General features: G+C 56.1%; 17 protein-coding genes. 16 read left to right on the plus strand and 1 reads right to left on the minus strand.

The annotated features are described in order from the left end of the window. Positions 1-600: 600 nt before the first annotated feature. The 16 genes from antA to F2S13_RS18980 all read left to right on the plus strand — a co-directional run bounded on the left by antA (position 601) and on the right by F2S13_RS18980 (position 15,566). Complete coding sequence (antA, locus tag F2S13_RS18905; RefSeq protein WP_166363517.1) at positions 601-1,986, plus strand: anthranilate 1,2-dioxygenase large subunit; 1,386 nt, start codon at positions 601-603, stop codon at positions 1,984-1,986. 1 nt (position 1,987) lies between these two features. Further along, positions 1,988-2,479: an anthranilate 1,2-dioxygenase small subunit gene (antB, locus tag F2S13_RS18910; RefSeq protein WP_166363519.1), complete on the plus strand. Its 492-nt coding sequence runs from the start codon at positions 1,988-1,990 to the stop codon at positions 2,477-2,479. 17 nt (positions 2,480-2,496) lie between these two features. Beyond that, positions 2,497-3,525 (plus strand): anthranilate 1,2-dioxygenase electron transfer component AntC, encoded by a 1,029-nt coding sequence (gene antC, locus F2S13_RS18915; RefSeq protein ID WP_166363521.1) that lies wholly within the window; start codon positions 2,497-2,499, stop codon positions 3,523-3,525. A gap of 113 nt (positions 3,526-3,638) precedes the next feature. After that, positions 3,639-4,574, plus strand: coding sequence for a SphA family protein (locus tag F2S13_RS18920; protein WP_218583990.1), 936 nt, complete (start codon positions 3,639-3,641; stop codon positions 4,572-4,574). 49 nt (positions 4,575-4,623) lie between these two features. Then, positions 4,624-5,745 (plus strand): NAD(P)-dependent alcohol dehydrogenase, encoded by a 1,122-nt coding sequence (locus F2S13_RS18925; protein ID WP_166363523.1) that lies wholly within the window; start codon positions 4,624-4,626, stop codon positions 5,743-5,745. A 322-nt stretch (positions 5,746-6,067) separates the two neighbouring features. Further along, a complete protein-coding gene (locus tag F2S13_RS18930) occupies positions 6,068-6,613 on the plus strand; it encodes a 4-hydroxylaminobenzoate lyase (protein WP_166363525.1) in 546 nt (181 codons plus the stop codon). Positions 6,614-6,666: 53 nt separating this feature from the next. Then, positions 6,667-7,269 carry an NADPH-dependent FMN reductase gene (locus F2S13_RS18935; protein WP_166363527.1) on the plus strand — a complete coding sequence of 201 codons (603 nt, stop codon included), beginning with the start codon at positions 6,667-6,669 and terminating at the stop codon, positions 7,267-7,269. Between the two features lie 100 nt (positions 7,270-7,369). After that, positions 7,370-8,872: a 2-hydroxymuconic semialdehyde dehydrogenase gene (locus F2S13_RS18940; RefSeq protein ID WP_166363529.1), complete on the plus strand. Its 1,503-nt coding sequence runs from the start codon at positions 7,370-7,372 to the stop codon at positions 8,870-8,872. Between the two features lie 16 nt (positions 8,873-8,888). Then, on the plus strand, positions 8,889-9,680 hold the full coding sequence (locus F2S13_RS18945) for a 2-keto-4-pentenoate hydratase (RefSeq protein ID WP_166363531.1): 792 nt from the start codon (positions 8,889-8,891) through the stop codon (positions 9,678-9,680). Between the two features lie 6 nt (positions 9,681-9,686). After that, the gene (locus tag F2S13_RS18950; RefSeq protein ID WP_166363533.1) at positions 9,687-10,649 is read left to right on the plus strand and encodes an acetaldehyde dehydrogenase (acetylating); all 963 of its coding nucleotides are present in this window, start codon (positions 9,687-9,689) and stop codon (positions 10,647-10,649) included. After that, the gene (dmpG, locus tag F2S13_RS18955; RefSeq protein WP_166363535.1) at positions 10,642-11,670 is read left to right on the plus strand and encodes a 4-hydroxy-2-oxovalerate aldolase; all 1,029 of its coding nucleotides are present in this window, start codon (positions 10,642-10,644) and stop codon (positions 11,668-11,670) included. Before F2S13_RS18950 ends, dmpG begins: the two co-directional genes overlap by 8 nt. Next, positions 11,667-12,446: a 2-keto-4-pentenoate hydratase gene (locus F2S13_RS18960; protein WP_166363537.1), complete on the plus strand. Its 780-nt coding sequence runs from the start codon at positions 11,667-11,669 to the stop codon at positions 12,444-12,446. Before dmpG ends, F2S13_RS18960 begins: the two co-directional genes overlap by 4 nt. Then, positions 12,443-12,874, plus strand: coding sequence for a RidA family protein (locus tag F2S13_RS18965; protein WP_166363539.1), 432 nt, complete (start codon positions 12,443-12,445; stop codon positions 12,872-12,874). Before F2S13_RS18960 ends, F2S13_RS18965 begins: the two co-directional genes overlap by 4 nt. Beyond that, positions 12,874-13,431, plus strand: a complete 558-nt coding sequence (locus F2S13_RS18970) for a 3-hydroxyanthranilate 3,4-dioxygenase (protein WP_218583991.1) — start codon at positions 12,874-12,876, stop codon at positions 13,429-13,431. Before F2S13_RS18965 ends, F2S13_RS18970 begins: the two co-directional genes overlap by 1 nt. After that, positions 13,428-14,432, plus strand: a complete 1,005-nt coding sequence (locus F2S13_RS18975) for an amidohydrolase family protein (RefSeq protein ID WP_166363541.1) — start codon at positions 13,428-13,430, stop codon at positions 14,430-14,432. The genes F2S13_RS18970 and F2S13_RS18975 overlap by 4 nt, the downstream gene beginning before the upstream one ends. A 174-nt stretch (positions 14,433-14,606) precedes the next feature. Beyond that, positions 14,607-15,566, plus strand: a complete 960-nt coding sequence (locus tag F2S13_RS18980; protein ID WP_166363543.1) for a LysR family transcriptional regulator — start codon at positions 14,607-14,609, stop codon at positions 15,564-15,566. Between the two features lie 65 nt (positions 15,567-15,631). Here the strand turns inward: F2S13_RS18980 and F2S13_RS18985 are convergent, their stop codons facing one another. Continuing rightward, positions 15,632-16,408, minus strand: coding sequence for an alpha/beta fold hydrolase (locus F2S13_RS18985; protein ID WP_166363545.1), 777 nt, complete (start codon positions 16,406-16,408; stop codon positions 15,632-15,634). Positions 16,409-16,684: the final 276 nt, after the last annotated feature.

A 16,684-nucleotide genomic window follows, 5' to 3' on the forward strand; every position in this document is an offset into this window, starting at 1 on the left:
GCATCACCTTTGGATTGTTCCCAGTGACGTCCACGCTAATGCCGCGCGGGAGCAGGGCGCTATCCGCAGAACGTCAGCACTATCAACCCCGGGACTAAATCGTGTCGGTCATTCGAATGCGGATAGAACGACCCGTGAAAGCGGATAGAGGCCAGCGGCGCGAGGCTGCTCAATAGCCTTCAGGAAACGAATGGCGGGCCTGCTTCCACAGGGACGCGTTCCCTCTGAGCTGCCGCAGGCTGCGATCTTCTGATCCTGTTCAGCCCCGTCATCCATTTTCTCAAGTGAACGGCAATAGCCAAATTGCCGGCCTTTCAACGTTCTGACCGGGGTACTCCATGAGCCAGCCAACAGTCGACACCTCACCGACCAATTGCGCTCCGAGCAATACGGCGCGCCGACCCTCTTCGGCCAATCCATTGAAAATAACGCTTCTGCTGACGGCGATGTTTATGGCGCTCCACAGCCGCGACCGATCCGGACATCGCTGAATCTTCCAATCGACGAAAACGGATAGAGAGCGGGCCGAATCCGGATATAGGACAGCGCCACGCAGGCATCCAATGGACACATGCCTGAACCATAAAAAGAGGTGATCTGATGAGTGACTATCGAATCAATGAGCAGTGGCAGGACTATATCCGCGGCTGTCTCGATTTCCAGCCGCAGGCGGGAATCTATCGCGTGGCCCGAGACATGTTCACCGAGCCGCAGCTATTCGATCTGGAGATGGAACTGATCTTCGAAAAGGTCTGGGTCTACGCCTGTCACGAAAGTGAAATCCCATTGGCCAACGACTTCGTGACCATCAAGGTCGGCCGCCAGCCGCTCATCATCACCCGTGATGCAGGCGGCCAGCTAAACGGGCTGATCAATGCCTGCCAGCACCGTGGTGCCACGCTGACACGTGTCGGCAAGGGCAACCAGTCCACCTTCACCTGTCCGTTCCACGCCTGGTGCTACAAAAACGACGGCCGACTGGTCAAGGTCAAAGCCGAGGGCGAATACCCGGAAAGTTTCGACAAGGCCACCCGTGGCCTGAAAAAAGCCCGGATTGCCAGCTACAAGGGTTTCGTCTTTGTCAGCCTGGATGTGATGGGCACGGATTCGCTCGAGGATTATCTGGGCGATGCGAAAATTTTTTTCGACATGATGGTCGCCCAATCCCCAACCGGTGAGCTGGAGATTCTCCCCGGCAAATCGACTTACAGCTACGAAGGCAACTGGAAGTTGCAACACGAAAACGGCCTGGATGGTTATCACGTCAGTACCGTGCATTACAACTACGTATCCACCGTGCAACATCGCCAACAGGTCAATGCCCAGAACGGCGAAGCTTCCACGACCCTGGACTACAGCAAACTGGGTGCCGGCGATGCCGAGACCGACGATGGCTGGTTCTCTTTCAACAACGGTCACAGCCTGCTGTTCAGCGAAATGCCCAACCCGAATGTGCGTCCGGGTTATGCCAGCGTGATGCCTCGACTGGTAGAAGTGCACGGCCAGGAAAGGGCCGAGTGGATGATGCATCGTCTGCGCAATCTCAACATTTACCCCAGCCTGTTTTTCATGGACCAGATCAGTTCGCAGCTGCGCACCGTGCGGCCGGTCGCCTGGAACAAGACCGAAATCGTCAGCCAGTGCATTGGTGTGAAAGGTGAGTCCGATGCCGACCGGGAAAATCGCATTCGCCAGTTCGAAGACTTCTTCAACGTTTCGGGCCTGGGTACGCCGGACGATCTGGTGGAGTTTCGTGAGGCTCAACGCGGCTTCCAGGCCCGCCTGGAGCGCTGGAACGAAATCACTCGCGGCAATCATCAATGGGTCCAGGGGCCGACCGCCAACAGCGAGGCGCTGGGTATTTCGCCGGTATTGACTGGCACCGAATTCACCCACGAAGGCTTGTATGTCAACCAGCACGGCACCTGGCAGCGCCTCCTGCTTGAAGGCCTGCAACGCCAAGCCCTGCAGTTGAAGGAGGTATGAGATGAGCCAGGCCCTGCAGTATTCCGTGGAGCAGTTCCTCTATCGCAAAGCCGAGCTATGCGATGGCCAGGATTGGGACGCTTACCTCGAGCTGTTCGACCCGCAGAGCGAATTTCACTTGCCCCAGTGGGAATCCGAGCATGCCTACACCACTGACCCCAAACGCGGCATGTCGCTGATCTATTACGCCAATCGCAGTGGCCTGGAAGATCGGGTGTTTCGGCTGCGCACCGGCAAGTCCGCCGCCTCGACGCCGTTGCCGCGCACCTTGCACCAGATCAGCAACGTGCGCATTCACGAGCGGGCCGACGGCCAGCTGGAGGTACGCGCTGGCTGGGTCACGCTGTTCACCCGCCAAGCCGTGTCGAACCAGTTTTTCGGTCATGTCACTTATCACCTCAAAGCGGTGGGCGACAGCTGGAAGATCACCCGCAAACACATCGTCTTGCTGAACGACACAATCGATTCGGTTCTGGACTTTTACCACCTGTGAACCGCGGAGCCGTTGTCATGAACCATAAAGTCGCCTTCAGTTTTGCCGATGGCAAAACCTTGTTTTTCGAAGCGGGTGCGAACGAGCTGTTGCTTGATGCTGCGTTACGCAATGGCGTGAATATCCCGCTCGATTGTCGGGAAGGGGTGTGCGGAACCTGCCAGGGACGCTGCGAGTCGGGCCAATACACCTTGGACTATGTCGACGAAGAAGCCCTGAGTGCGCAAGACCTGGCGCAACGCAAGATTCTCGCTTGCCAGACCCGCTTGCAGTCGGACGCGACCTTCTTGTTCGATTTCGACTCCAGCCTGTGCAATGCCGCTGGCACACAAACCGTGCAGGGCGTTGTAACGAACATCGAATTGGTCTCGCGTAGCACTGCCATCCTGCACCTGGACGCCAGCGCCAACGCGCAGCAGCTCGATTTTCTGCCCGGCCAGTACGCTCGCCTCAAAGTCCCCGAGACCTCGCAATGGCGCTCTTACTCATTCGCCAATCGGCCCAACTCCCGCAATCAATTGCAGTTTTTGATTCGTTTGCTGCCTGACGGGGTCATGAGCAATTTCCTGCGTGAGCAGTGCCAGCCTGGCATGACGATAGAGCTCGAAGCGCCATTAGGCAGCTTCTACTTGCGGCACGTGGACAAGCCACTGGTGCTGGTGGCTGGCGGCACGGGGCTGTCGGCGTTTCTGGGGATGCTCGACGAACTGGCCGTCGAAGGAGGTCGCGGCCACCCCGTGCATCTGTTCTACGGCGTCACCCAGGACGCGGACCTTTGCGAGATCCAGCGCCTGGACAGCTACCAGGCACGCATTCCGGGTTTTGAATACCAGGCCATTGTTTCGCAACCTTCGGAACAATGGCAGGGCAAAGTCGGATTTATTCCTGAACACTTCGATGTAGAGCGACTTCAAAGGCGATCTTTCGATATTTACATGTGCGGACCGCCGCCGATGGTTGAGGCAATTAAAGGGTGGCTTGATAAGCAACAATTACAAAAATTCACTATGTACCACGAAAAGTTCATAGACAGTAACTCCAGATAAAAAACCTTGTGCAGCTCTGCCTTGGTGTTAACAAAACAACAATAAAAAGTTGTACCGCCGGCTTTCGGCGAATACCCGAGTTCTGCGTTTAGCGGAGGTCGAAGGAGATTCTTATGAAAATGTCTGCAATTTTTTTGTCATTGTGTCTGGCGTGTGGTGCGCACTTTGCCCAGGCGTATGACTTGCCCTCGGTCAACCTCGGGTTGACCTCCTTCCTCGATGGTGGACTTCCGGCAGGTACCGGTTGGTACTTCCAGGAGTACGCGATTGACTACAACGCCCATCGACTCAACGACAATCGTGGCAACAACGTACCGCTGCCCAAGCGCGATGTGCATTTTCAGGCCTTGGCCAGTCAACTGAGTTATATGTCGGATGTCCATTGGGGCAGCGCCGCTCTGGGCTGGAACATGGTATTGCCGATCGTGACGAAAATGGACGTCGACGATGGCTTGAACCACAACGCATTGAAGGCCCAGAGCGGGATGGGCGATCTGATGTTCGGGCCGTTCTTTCAGTTCGATCCGATCATGGGTGAGAACGGTCCCAAGTTTCTTCATCGCATTGAATTGGATGTGATTGCCCCCACGGGCGATTACGATGCACACCACGACATCAATCCCAGTAACCACGCCTGGGCCTTCAACCCGTATTGGGCCGGGACCTACTTCTTCACACCGAAATGGACGGCGTCGGCTCGCCTGCACTATCTCTACAACTTCAAGAATAAAGACCCGGGCTACGGTTATGGCGATGTATCGGATGTGCAGGCCGGGCAAGCCATTCACGCCAACTTTGCGACCGAGTATGCCGTCACCGACAAGTTGCGCCTGGGTATGAACGGTTATTGGCTAAACCAAATAACCGACACCAAAGTGGATGGCCATGAGGTGTCCGGTCGTCGGGAAAAAGTCTGGGCCGTCGGGCCAGGAGCAATGTATAGCTTCTCCCAGGACGACCATATTTTTGCCAACGCTTATTTTGAACAGGATGTGAAGAATCGGCCGGAAGGCACGCGGTTGGTATTTCGCTATACCCACCACTTTTGATTGAGCCGTTCTCTTTAATGCAGTAACCGACAACCCGCTGGAGATAACAATGAGTGACTCAAAGACGCTGCAAATAAAAGCTGCTGTGGTACGTTCCAAAGGCGCTCCTTTCGTCATCGAACCGGCGACCCTGCGTCGTCCGGAGAATGATGAAGTGCTGGTCAAAATCATCGCCACCGGCATGTGCCACACCGACATGATTATCCGTGACCAGTATTACCCGGTGCCGCTGCCAGCGGTTCTGGGTCATGAAGGCGCCGGGATCGTCGAAGCCGTGGGGCCTCAGGTCCGCGACCTGGTCATCGGCGACCATGTGGTACTGACCTTTGGCAGCTGCGGCCACTGCGTACCTTGTGCAGGGGGGCACTCCACCTACTGCAAGGATTACTACAACATGAACTTCAGCGGAGCGGATCCCCATGGTCACTGCGCAATCGACGATGCACAGGGCAAGCCGCTGCATGATCACTTCTTCTCCCAGTCATCATTTGCCACCTATTCCTTGAGCCGCGAAAGCAATGCCATCAAGGTGCCGAAAGAGGCACCCCTGGAATTGCTCGGGCCACTGGGTTGCGGCATCCAGACGGGCGCGGGTTCGGTGATCAACTCACTCAAGGTGACGCCCGGCAGCAGCTTTGCAGCTTTCGGGTCCGGCGCAGTGGGGCTGAGTGCGATTCTGGCTGCCAAGGTGGCTGGCGCCACGGTCATCATTGCGGTGGACGTTGTACCTTCCCGGCTGCAACTGGCACTGGATCTGGGGGCAACCCATGCGATCAACAGCAAGAACGAGGACCCCGTCGCGGCGATTCAAGCGATCACTGGTGGCGGTGTCGACTTTGCGCTGGAATCGACCGGTATACCGACGGTGTTGCGTCAGTCTGTGGATGCTTTGGGCGGCCTGGGTTGCGTGGGTGTGGTCGGGGCATCGCACCTTGGGACGCTGGCATCCTTCGACGTCAATGACTTGTTGATCCGCGGCAAGAGCATTCGGGGCATCTGCGAGGGCGATAGCGTGCCGCAGAAGTTCATCCCTGACTTGGTGAACTTGTACATGCAAGGACGCTTCCCGTTTGACAAGATGGTGAAATTTTACTCATTCGAACAGATCAATGAGGCTGCGGCTGACAGTGAGCGCGGTGACACACTCAAACCGATTTTGCGTATAGCCTGAGGACTGCTCCTGGTTGTGGATTGAATCGGTCGATGCAACACCTCTTCTGGTTACACAGAACCCAGTGTGATGCATCGACCGTTTGAGTCCACAATCTCTGCCACACGAAATCGCTCTCTGGGCGATGCCGCAGCCCGTTCGGCTGGAAGGCCGGTCAGGTATTACCATTGGTAATGGTCGATCACGACATCTTGATTTGTCCTTGTTTTTTTTACGCCATAGACTCGATTTCAACAGGCCAATTTACCTTTTCGGTTGCTTCAAGCCGCCTGTTCGGGGCTTACGGCTGCCTGGCTATCTCCCTATTTTGTAAGGAGTCATTATGTCCAATACCCCGATGACACAACTCGGTGTACCGGAAAAAGGCGATGTTCTGCCCTCTGGTCCGAGCAAGCCTGAAATGATGGAGGCTGTGGCGTCGTTACTGTTGTTTCTCAAAGACAAGCCGCTGGACAAGCAACTGGAAGCAGAACTCAACGAGCACTTCGGAGCAACCACCGAGGCCTACGCAAAGCTTTTAAGGCTGTTACGCAAAGGGATTGAGGAGGGCTGGGCCTGCTATGCGCAGATTGACGGCCCGGATTATTGCCGGGGGCAGTTGGCGAAGGCGACGGACAATCCAAATGGCTACAGCGTCGAAAGCGGAATGCTGAGAGATGTGCAGGGTAACTACCACCTGCACCCTCGGGGCGAGATCAACATGATCGGCCCGGTGGACGACGGCGCTACCTTCTGCGGCAGCGGGGCTGGCTGGAAAGTCTTCGAGCCAGGCAGCCAGCACTATCCGACGGTAAAAGGTGGAAAAGTCACCATGCTGTTCTTTCTCCCCGGCGGGGAGATTCAATACATGGAACCAAGTTGCGACTAAAAAATCGTCGCTGACACTTCTGTACACAGGCTTTAACTGAACGGAGAAACTTCATGAAACCAATAATTAAAATATTGGCGTTGTCCGGTAGCATCCGAAAATCCTCATTAAACGTTAAGTTATTGAAACTCGCCGTCACCGCCATTCAGGAACACGAAGTGCAGGTGACGCACATCGACCTGCGCGATTTCCCGCTGCCGATCTACGACGGAGACCTTGAAGAGGCATCGGGTGTCCCGCAAAACGCTCGAGCGCTGCGTGAGTTGCTGTTGGCGCATGATGGGCTGTTGATCGCCTCGCCTGAATACAACGGCTCGGTGACTGCGTTGTTGAAGAACACGCTGGACTGGTGTTCCCGTCCCGCCGACGGCATTGATGGTTTGGCACCGTTTCGCGGCAAGGCGGTTGGCTTGATGTCGGCTTCGCTGAGCCCTTTTGGCGGACTGCGGGGGATCATCGACTTGCGCGGTATCATGATGAAATTGGGTGCGGTGGTTCTGAGTGACGATGTCGCGCTCCCGTCCGCGCAACATGCATTCGATTCCTTTGATGCCTTTGTTGATCCAAATGCAGGGAAGCTGGTCAAGCAATTCACGTCGAACCTCATCGGGCTGAGCGCAAAACTGCAATCGACCAGCGACGCATTCTCTCTCTGATATCACTTTTACTAATAGACGGTCGTGTTTTTTTGAATTTTGCTTTTAGTGAGGCTCGATAAAATAAAACTATCTTGCAACCACAGCAGAGCAGGAAACTATGAACATCTTGCCAAACCCACTATCGCGGTCACAGTCTTGCGGTATTTCAGGTCAGTTACTTAATTATATCGACGGCAATTTTGTTACTTCAAAGACAAGTTTTGCCAATAGTAATCCGGTCAATGGCGAGCCCATTTCTGAAGTGTTCGAGGCAGATGCCGAGCAAGTCAATGACGCGGTCGTTGCTGCGCGGCGTGCGCTGAAAGGTCCATGGGGCAAGCTGAGTGTTCAAGACCGGGCCGCACTGATTCATAAAATTGCCGATGGTATTCAGGCACGCTTCGAGGATTTCGTGGCAGCAGAAGTTGCCGACACCGGGCGTCCGGTCCACCAGGCCCGCACCCTCGATATTCCGCGGGCCATCGCCAATTTTCGGACCTTCGCCGATCTGGCGAAGACCAGTCACACCGACGTGTTCGAGATGGCGACGTCAGACGGCGCCGGCGCATTGAATTACACCGTTCGCAAGCCACTGGGGGTAATCGGGGTGATTTCTCCATGGAATCTCCCGTTGCTGTTGTTTACCTGGAAAGTTGCACCTGCATTGGCCTGCGGTAATACCGTTGTTGCAAAGCCTTCCGAAGAATCCCCATCGTCGGCAACGTTGTTGGCTGAAGTCATGCACGATGCTGGCGTTCCACCGGGTGTATTCAACTTGATTCACGGGTTCGGCAAGGATTCGGCCGGGGAGTTTCTGACCCGTCATCCCGGTATCAGCGCATTGACGTTTACCGGCGAATCCAGGACGGGGTCGACCATCATGAAAGCGGTGGCCGATGGCGTTAAGGAAGTCTCTTTCGAACTGGGGGGCAAGAACGCCGCGGTGGTGTTTGCCGATGCCGATCTGGACGCTGCCATCGCCGGTGTATTGCGCTCTTCTTTCACCAACTCGGGGCAGGTCTGCCTGTGTTCCGAGCGTGTGTTCGTCCATCGCTCGATCTTCGACCAGTTTGTCTCGGGGCTGAAGGTTGCAGCAGAACGGCTGATCATTGGCTACCCGGACCAGGAAGGCGTGAGCATGGGGCCTCTGATTTCCCATGGGCATCGCGACAAGGTTCTTTCCTACTACCGCCTGGCGGTCGAAGAGGGCGCAACGGTTGTGACGGGCGGAGGTGTTCCCCGGTTCAACGATGAGCGCGATCAAGGCGCTTACGTGCAGCCGACGATCTGGACCGGCCTCCCGGACAACGCGCGTTGCGTGACCGAAGAAATCTTTGGCCCGGTATGCCACATCTCGCCCTTCGATGACGAAGACGAAGTTATCCAACGCGTCAACGACAGCGACTACGGGCTCGCCTGCGCCATCTGGACCACCAACCTTTCCCGCGCGCACCGCGTTTCGCGGCAAATCCATGTCGGCCTGGTCTGGGTCAATACCTGGTATTTGCGTGACCTGCGCACGCCTTTCGGCGGAGTGAAGTTGTCGGGTCTGGGCCGTGAAGGCGGCCGTTTCTCGATGGATTTCTACTCCGACATCGCCAACATCTGCATCAAACTCTAAGGGGGGCCGGGAAGCCATGAACAGCAATATCGAACTCGCCGCCACGCGACTGTGGCAGGCTGAACGGGAAGGAGCACCCTGTGAGCCCGTCCGTGATTTGATCGGCACCGATAACATCGAGCTGGCCTACGCGGTGCAACAAATCAACACCGAGCGCCGCCTCCAGCAAGGCCAGCGCCCGGTCGGTCGCAAAATCGGCCTCACGTCAAAGGTCGTCCAACAGCAACTGGGTGTGGATCAGCCTGACTTCGGCATGCTGTTCGCCGACATGTGTCTGGCAGATGGTGAAGACGTCGCCCCCGGTCGCGTGATCCAGGCCAAGGTCGAGGCGGAGATCGCACTGGTCATCGAGCGTGCGCTGGATCTGCAAAAACACACCGTTGCCGACATTATCCGGGCGACGGCCTTTGCGCTTCCGGCAGTCGAAATCGTTGGTAGTCGTATCGCGAACTGGGACATCAAACTCACCGACACTATCGCCGACAACGCTTCCAGCGGCCTGTTCGTGCTGGGTTCACGGCCAGTCAAACTGGACGCGTTCGATGTCGTAGGCTGTGGAATGGTGATGGAGCGTCGTGGCGAACAGGTCAGTGTCGGCATGGGCGCGGCCTGCATGGGTAACCCGTTGCTGGCCGCCGTATGGCTGGCCAACACCATGGCGCGCCTCGGGCAACCGCTGCAGCCGGGGGACATCATCATGACCGGTGCGTTGGGGCCGATGGTCACCGCCGTCCCTGGCGACATCTTCGATGCCAATATCCAGGGGCTGGGTCGCGTACGCGCCTCCTTCTCCCCCGTGAAGGAGTAACTGAACGTGAATCAGAACACTCGACTGAACGTGGCGATCATCGGCTCCGGCAACATCGGGACCGATCTGATGATCAAGGTCATGCGCAATTCCCGCTACCTGTCCATGGGTGCGATGGTGGGTATCGATGCGACCTCCGATGGTTTGGCCCGCGCCACACGGATGGGGGTTGCGACCACTCATGAAGGCATCGATGGTTTGATCAACCTGCCGAGCTTCGACCAGATCCGAATCGTTTTCGATGCGACCTCGGCCGGCGCTCATGCCAAACACAACGAACTCCTGCAGCAGCACGGCGTCAAGGTAATCGATCTGACCCCGGCGGCCATCGGTCCATACGTAATACCCGTGGTCAATCTGAAGGAACACCTGGCCGGCACCAACATCAATATGGTGACGTGCGGTGGTCAGGCGACGATTCCTGTGGTGCGTGCCGTATCGCGTGTTTCCAGGGTTCGATATGCAGAAATCGTTGCCTCGATTGCCAGCAAGTCCGCCGGCCCCGGTACTCGCGCCAATATCGACGAATTCACCGAAACCACCTCACAAGCCATCGTGAGCGTGGGCGGTGCCGAACAGGGTAAAGCGATCATCGTCCTCAACCCTGCCGAACCGCCGTTGATGATGCGCGATACGGTCCTGTGCCTGACTGACGCCGATGCCGACACCGACGCGATTCGCCAATCGATCGAGCAAATGGTCAAGGAAGTCGCAGCGTACGTGCCGGGCTATCGGATGAAGCAGGACGTGCAGTTCGACACGATCCCGGCCGATCAACCGATCAACATCCCGGGTATAGGTTGGGTGTCGGGAATCAAGGTGTCAGTGTTCCTGGAAGTGGAAGGTGCTGCGCATTACCTGCCCGCTTACGCAGGCAATCTCGACATCATGACGTCAGCCGCGCTCGCCGCCGCCGACCAGATTGCCGCCCAGATGATTGCGGCAGGGCAGGGAGGTCACCATGAATAACACCAGAAAGATATTCATCCAGGATGTGACGCTGCGCGATGGCATGCATGCGATTCGTCATCAGTACTCCCTGGATCAAGTGGTCGTCATCGCCAAGGCGCTCGACGCCGCCAGGGTCGACAGCATCGAGGTGGCCCACGGCGATGGGCTTGCCGGTTCCAGTTTCAATTATGGTTTTGGCGCACACAGCGACCTGGAGTGGATCGAAGCGACTGCGTCAGTGCTCAAGCACGCCCGTCTGGCAACCTTGCTGCTGCCGGGTATCGGCACCCTGCATGACCTGGACGCGGCGTTCAAGGCTGGCGTGCGCACCGTCAGAGTCGCGACCCATTGCACCGAGGCCGACATCTCTCGTCAACACATCGAACACGCGCGCAAGTTGGGCATGGACACCGTCGGCTTCCTGATGATGTCGCACATGGCCACGCCGCAGAAACTCGCCGAGCAGGCGAAGCTGATGGAGAGCTACGGCGCCGAATGTGTGTACGTGGTGGACTCGGGCGGCGCGCTGTCGATGCAGGGCATCGCCGAACGCTTCCAGGCATTCAAGGATGTGCTCGACCCATCGACTCAAACCGGTATGCATGCGCACCACAATCTGTCGCTGGGCGTGGCCAATTCCATCGTTGCCGTGGAAAACGGCTGTGATCGGGTCGATGCGTCACTGGCGGGCATGGGCGCCGGAGCGGGCAATGCGCCGCTTGAAGTCTTTATCGCAGCCATCGAAAAACTGGGATGGAACCACGGCACGGACCTGTTCACGCTGATGGACGCTGCTGAGGATCTGGTACGCCCACTGCAGGATCGCCCTGTACGGGTGGATCGCGAAACCCTAGCGCTGGGCTTTGCCGGTGTCTATTCGAGTTTCCTTCGTCATGCAGAAGTCGCTTCGGCACGTTATGGCGTAAAGGCAGTGGACATTCTGGTCGAGTTGGGCAAGCGCCGCATGGTGGGAGGACAGGAAGACATGATCGTCGACGTCGCGCTGGATCTACTGACTGAGGCAGGGGTAAAAGCATGAGTACTCTGGACATCCGCGCTATCTCGACAGCGCTTGATAATGCCGCCAGACATCGAGAAGAAGTTGATCCGCTGACGCCGGTCCATGGATTCAATCTGGATGACGCCTACCTGATTCAAAGAGCATCTATCGCACGGCGTCATGAGCGCGGTGAACTGCCAGTCGGTATCAAACTGGGATTCACCAGCCGGGCGAAGATGATCCAGATGGGCGTCGACAGCCTGATCTGGGGCCTGCTCACCGATGCGATGTTGTATGAAGAAGGGGCCGTTATTGACCTGGCTGACTTCATCCATCCGCGTGCCGAACCCGAAGTGTGCTTTCTGACCAAGCGCGATATCGATCGACCGCTGACGCTGCTGGAAGCGAGTTCGTACCTGGAAGGGGTGGCGCCGGCAATCGAGATCATTGACTCGCGCTACCGCAACTTCAAATTCACCCTGGAAGATGTCGTGGCGGATAACTGCTCCTCCGCGGGGCTGGTGGTTGGCGCCATGTCCCTCAACGTCAACGGCCTGGCGAACCTCGGCGTGGCACTGCGCTTCAACGGCAAGCCGATGCAGATGGGAAGTACCGGCGCCATTCTGGGCGATCCGCTCAGAAGCGTCGTACAGGCATCGCGGCTGGCCGCGCGTGCGCAAATGGTCATTCCGGCCGGATCACTGATCATGGCCGGAGCCGCCACTGCGGCCCAGGCGTTGACGGCCGGCACCCATGTCAGCGCAGAGATTACGTCCCTGGGACGTGTCGAGTTTTACACGGGAGCACACGCATGAGTACCGAAGCGAAACTGGTCAAGGGCAAGGCCCTGCCACGAGGAAAATTTCCCCATATCAAGCGCGCGGGCGACTTTCTGTTTGTATCAGGCACCAGCTCTCGTCGTCCGGACAATTCACTGGTTGGCGCAGAGGTGGACGAGAGGGGCACCACTCACCTCGATATCGTTGCACAGACAATCGCTGTCATTGAAAACATCCGGGACATTCTCGGCAGTGTCGGGGCGACCCTGGATGACCTGGTCGAGATATCGGCTTTCCTGGTCAACATGAACGATTTCGCTGGCTACAACCAGGTCTACGGTACGTATTTTGACTACGACGGTCCGACCCGAACGACAGTGGCAGTGCACCAGCTGCCGCACCCGCACTTGCTGATAGAAATCAAGGCTGTTGCCTACAAACCGTTATCTCAGAAGAGGATTTGATGATGTTGACGTTTGGCAAACCATTGAATTTTCAGCGTTGGCTCGATGACCATTCCGACTTGTTGAAACCACCGGTTGGCAATCAACAAGTTTGGCAAGATTCCGACTTTCTGGTGACCGTAGTCGGTGGGCCAAACGTTCGTACCGATTTTCATGATGACCCGATGGAGGAGTTTTTCTATCAGTTCAAGGGCAACGCTTACTTGAACATCATGGACCGTGGTCAGTTGGACCGAATTGAGTTGAAAGAGGGTGATATTTTTTTACTGCCTCCCCATTTACGGCATTCGCCGCAACGTCCAGAGCCAGAAAGTCGCTGCCTGGTCATTGAGCGCCAGCGCCCCGAAGGCGTGATTGACGGTTTTGAGTGGTATTGCCTGAACTGCAATGGCCTGGTTTATCGGGTTGAGGTTCAGCTGAAAAGTATCGTCAGCGATTTGCCGCCGTTATTTGAAGTGTTTTACCGGAATGCAGAGTTGCGCAAGTGCCCTCAATGCGGTGAGGTCCACCCAGGTAAAGCGGCAATACAGAATAGGTTGCGTGGAGACAAAGCATGAACACTACACGGATCGACATACACTCGCATTTTTTTCCGCGCATTTCAGAGCAAGTGGCGGCGCAGTTCGATGTTGAGCAGGCACCTTGGCTGCAGGTCAACAGCAAGGGTGATACTGGTTCGATCATGATGGGGAAGAACAACTTTCGTCCTGTCTATCAAGCGCTCTGGGACCCTGCATTCCGAATCGAGGAAATGGACGCCCAAGGCGTAGATGTTCAAGTCACCTGCGCCACCCCGGTGATGTTTGGCTATACATGGGAAGCCAACAAAGCCGCGCAATGGTCGCAGCGCATGAATGATTTGGCCCTGGAGTTTGCGGCGCACAACCCCCAGCGTATCAAAGTGTTGGCCCAGGTCCCGCTGCAGGATCTGGAACTGGCCTGCAAAGAAGCGTCCCGCGCGGTTGCTGCAGGGCACTTGGGCGTCCAGATTGGCAACCACTTGGGTGACAAGGACCTCGATGATGCGGCACTTGAAGCCTTCCTGACCCATTGCGCCAACGAAAGCATTCCAATCCTGGTTCATCCGTGGGACATGATGGGCGGCAACCGGATGAAGAAGTGGATGTTGCCGTGGTTGGTGGCCATGCCTGCCGAGACACAACTTGCCATTCTGTCATTGATACTGTCGGGTGCATTTGAGCGAATTCCGAAGTCGTTGAAGATTTGCTTCGGCCATGGTGGCGGTAGTTTTGCATTTCTGTTGGGGCGTGTTGATAACGCCTGGAGACACCGCGACATCGTGCGAGAAGACTGCCCGCGCATGCCTTCTGAATACGTGGATCGTTTTTTTGTCGACAGTGCGGTGTTCAACTCGGGTGCATTGGAGCTTTTGGTCAATGTGATGGGCGAAGACCGGGTCATGTTAGGCTCCGACTATCCATTCCCTCTAGGTGAGCAAAGGATTGGCGAATTGATTTTAAAGAGCCGTCTCGAAGATTCGGCCAAAAAGAAAATCATGTCGAATAATGCCAGTCGGTTTTTTAATATCGATCTTTGAGAGTTGCCATGCAGAGGTCGATAAGTTTTGTGTGTTGGGTGCTTCGCTCTGATATAAAAAAATATAGGTACTCAGTCTTCGGCGTGTACTACCCCTGAGGAGCAAGCGGTTCGTCGCGCTATACTATTTTTAGCATTGATGGGGGCCAGCAGCGATCTCATGTCGGAGGAGATTATGGAAATTTCACCTATGTCGGCGATTAGTTTAAGCCGAAAATTGAAATTCAATCAGCTCATGATATTTGAACTGGTGCTGGAGTCCGGGTCATTCGTCAGGGCTGCCAATGCCATGGGCCTGACGCAGCCAGCGATTACCAAGGCCATCTATGAGTTGGAATCTTATTTTGGCGGACCTTTATTTGAACGCTCCAACAGGGGCGTAACGCCAACCGAATTTGGCGTTATGTTAGGCCCTCGGGTCAAATCATTGATTGCTGAAACCCGTTACATGACAGAAGAGGTCAATGCCTTCCGTACCGGAGAGGCCGGTCACGTTATTGTTGGAACACTCATTTCAGCATCAGCCAAACTTTTACCCCGGACCATTGTGAAATTACGCAAGGCTACGCCTGGTGTTTTGATCACGGTTCGCGAAGGCACTACGGCACAAATGTTTCCTGCGTTGGCCACTGGAGATCTGGATATCGTGGTAGGGCGGCTTCCGGAGCAGGAGCTGCCGCTGGCCCATGCGTTTCCACTCAAGCATGAGGTGTTGTTCGAGGAGTTCTTTTGCGCGGTGATGGGAAAAGGTCACGCGCTGCTCGATAAAAAAGGCCTGCACATCAGCGAATTGATGGAAGAGGAATGGATATTTCCACTGCAGGAATCGCCATCCTATAACGCTGTCGAAAAACTCTTCAGAGACGCCGGACTTGGTCTCCCGCCTCATCATGTCAATTCGCTTTCGACACTGACCAATATAGGTTTGTTGCTAGAGGCCGATATGATTGCACTGATGCCTCGCGCTGCAGCGCTACAGTTTGTGAATGCGGGTTTATTAGGCATCCTGGATATAAAAACTACCGCGAATTTTGGCGAGGTCGGATTTTCTATACGGGCTGATAAGGACGTAAATCCAGCGTGTAAAAATTTTATCAGGTGCCTGCGTGAAGCCGCGAAGGATATGTTCGAATAATTGCATCTACATTGTCACCTCACCACTAGGATAGCGACCGCGTCATACGAGGTCGCTGCGATTGGTTACTTGGCGGTGGCCGCCGTTTCAATCAGGCCGGCAACGGCTTTCGGATTGGACACCATCACCACGTGGGACGCACCTTTGACGACTACGGTTTGTTTGGCATGCGCCCTCTCAGCCATGAACGCCTGAGCTTTTGCTGGAATGTTTTTGTCCTTATCACCGTAAACGAACCACGACGGTATGGTTTTCCAGGCCGGCTCGCTCGACGCTTCGTTGAGCGCCGCTTCGGTTACCGGACGTTGGGTTGCGGCCATCAACCTGGCGTCGGCATTCGACACGTCGGCGGCGAACTGATCGTGAAACTTGTCCTGTTGGATGTACAGGTCTTTACCGCCATCTGCCAGGGCAACGGGGGGTGCGAGGGTTGGCCCCAGCGTGCTACCTGGAAAACGACCGGCCAGTGCCGCGGTCGATTCACCCGCTTCAGGTGCCAGAGCTGCTACGTAAATCAGCGCTTTGACGTTGGCATTACCGTAGGCGGCTTCGCTGATGACCGGGCCACCATACGAGTGTCCAACCAACACAACTGGGGTTTTGATACTCGCCAGTACATCGGCCACCGACTGGGCATCGCCCTTGAGAGACCGTAGCGGGTTGGAGGCAGCGATTACCGGGTAGCCATCCTTTTCCAGAATCTTGACCACCCCGTTCCAACTGCTGGAGTCGGCGAAGGCACCATGCACCAGCACAACGGTTGGTTTGACCGGAGCGGCTAGCGCTGCGGTGGCGCTGACCATTCCTGCTGCGAGAGCAAGACCAGTGAATAACTTGTTCATCGGGTGTTCCTTTAGGTGAGAGGAGGAGTGGAGCGACTGGTCCACATTTGAGCTGGATGCTGTGTCCTGTATGTGTCCGACCTCCCGCTGTTACGCACGGAAATGTGTCTGGTGCCGCTCTCGCTACATTCAGCTACAAACGCACATTACCGCGAGGTCGTTGTGTGAACATCACTTTCGTGCCTGTTTACTTCGCATGCAAACCATTTATATACTTCGCACGCGAACTTAAATCACAGGAGAAGACCATGACCACAGCAATACGCGTCGAGCTGT

The sequence above is a fragment of the Pseudomonas akapageensis genome (assembly GCF_011355085.1).
In the GTDB taxonomy this organism is placed as follows: domain Bacteria; phylum Pseudomonadota; class Gammaproteobacteria; order Pseudomonadales; family Pseudomonadaceae; genus Aquipseudomonas; species Aquipseudomonas akapageensis.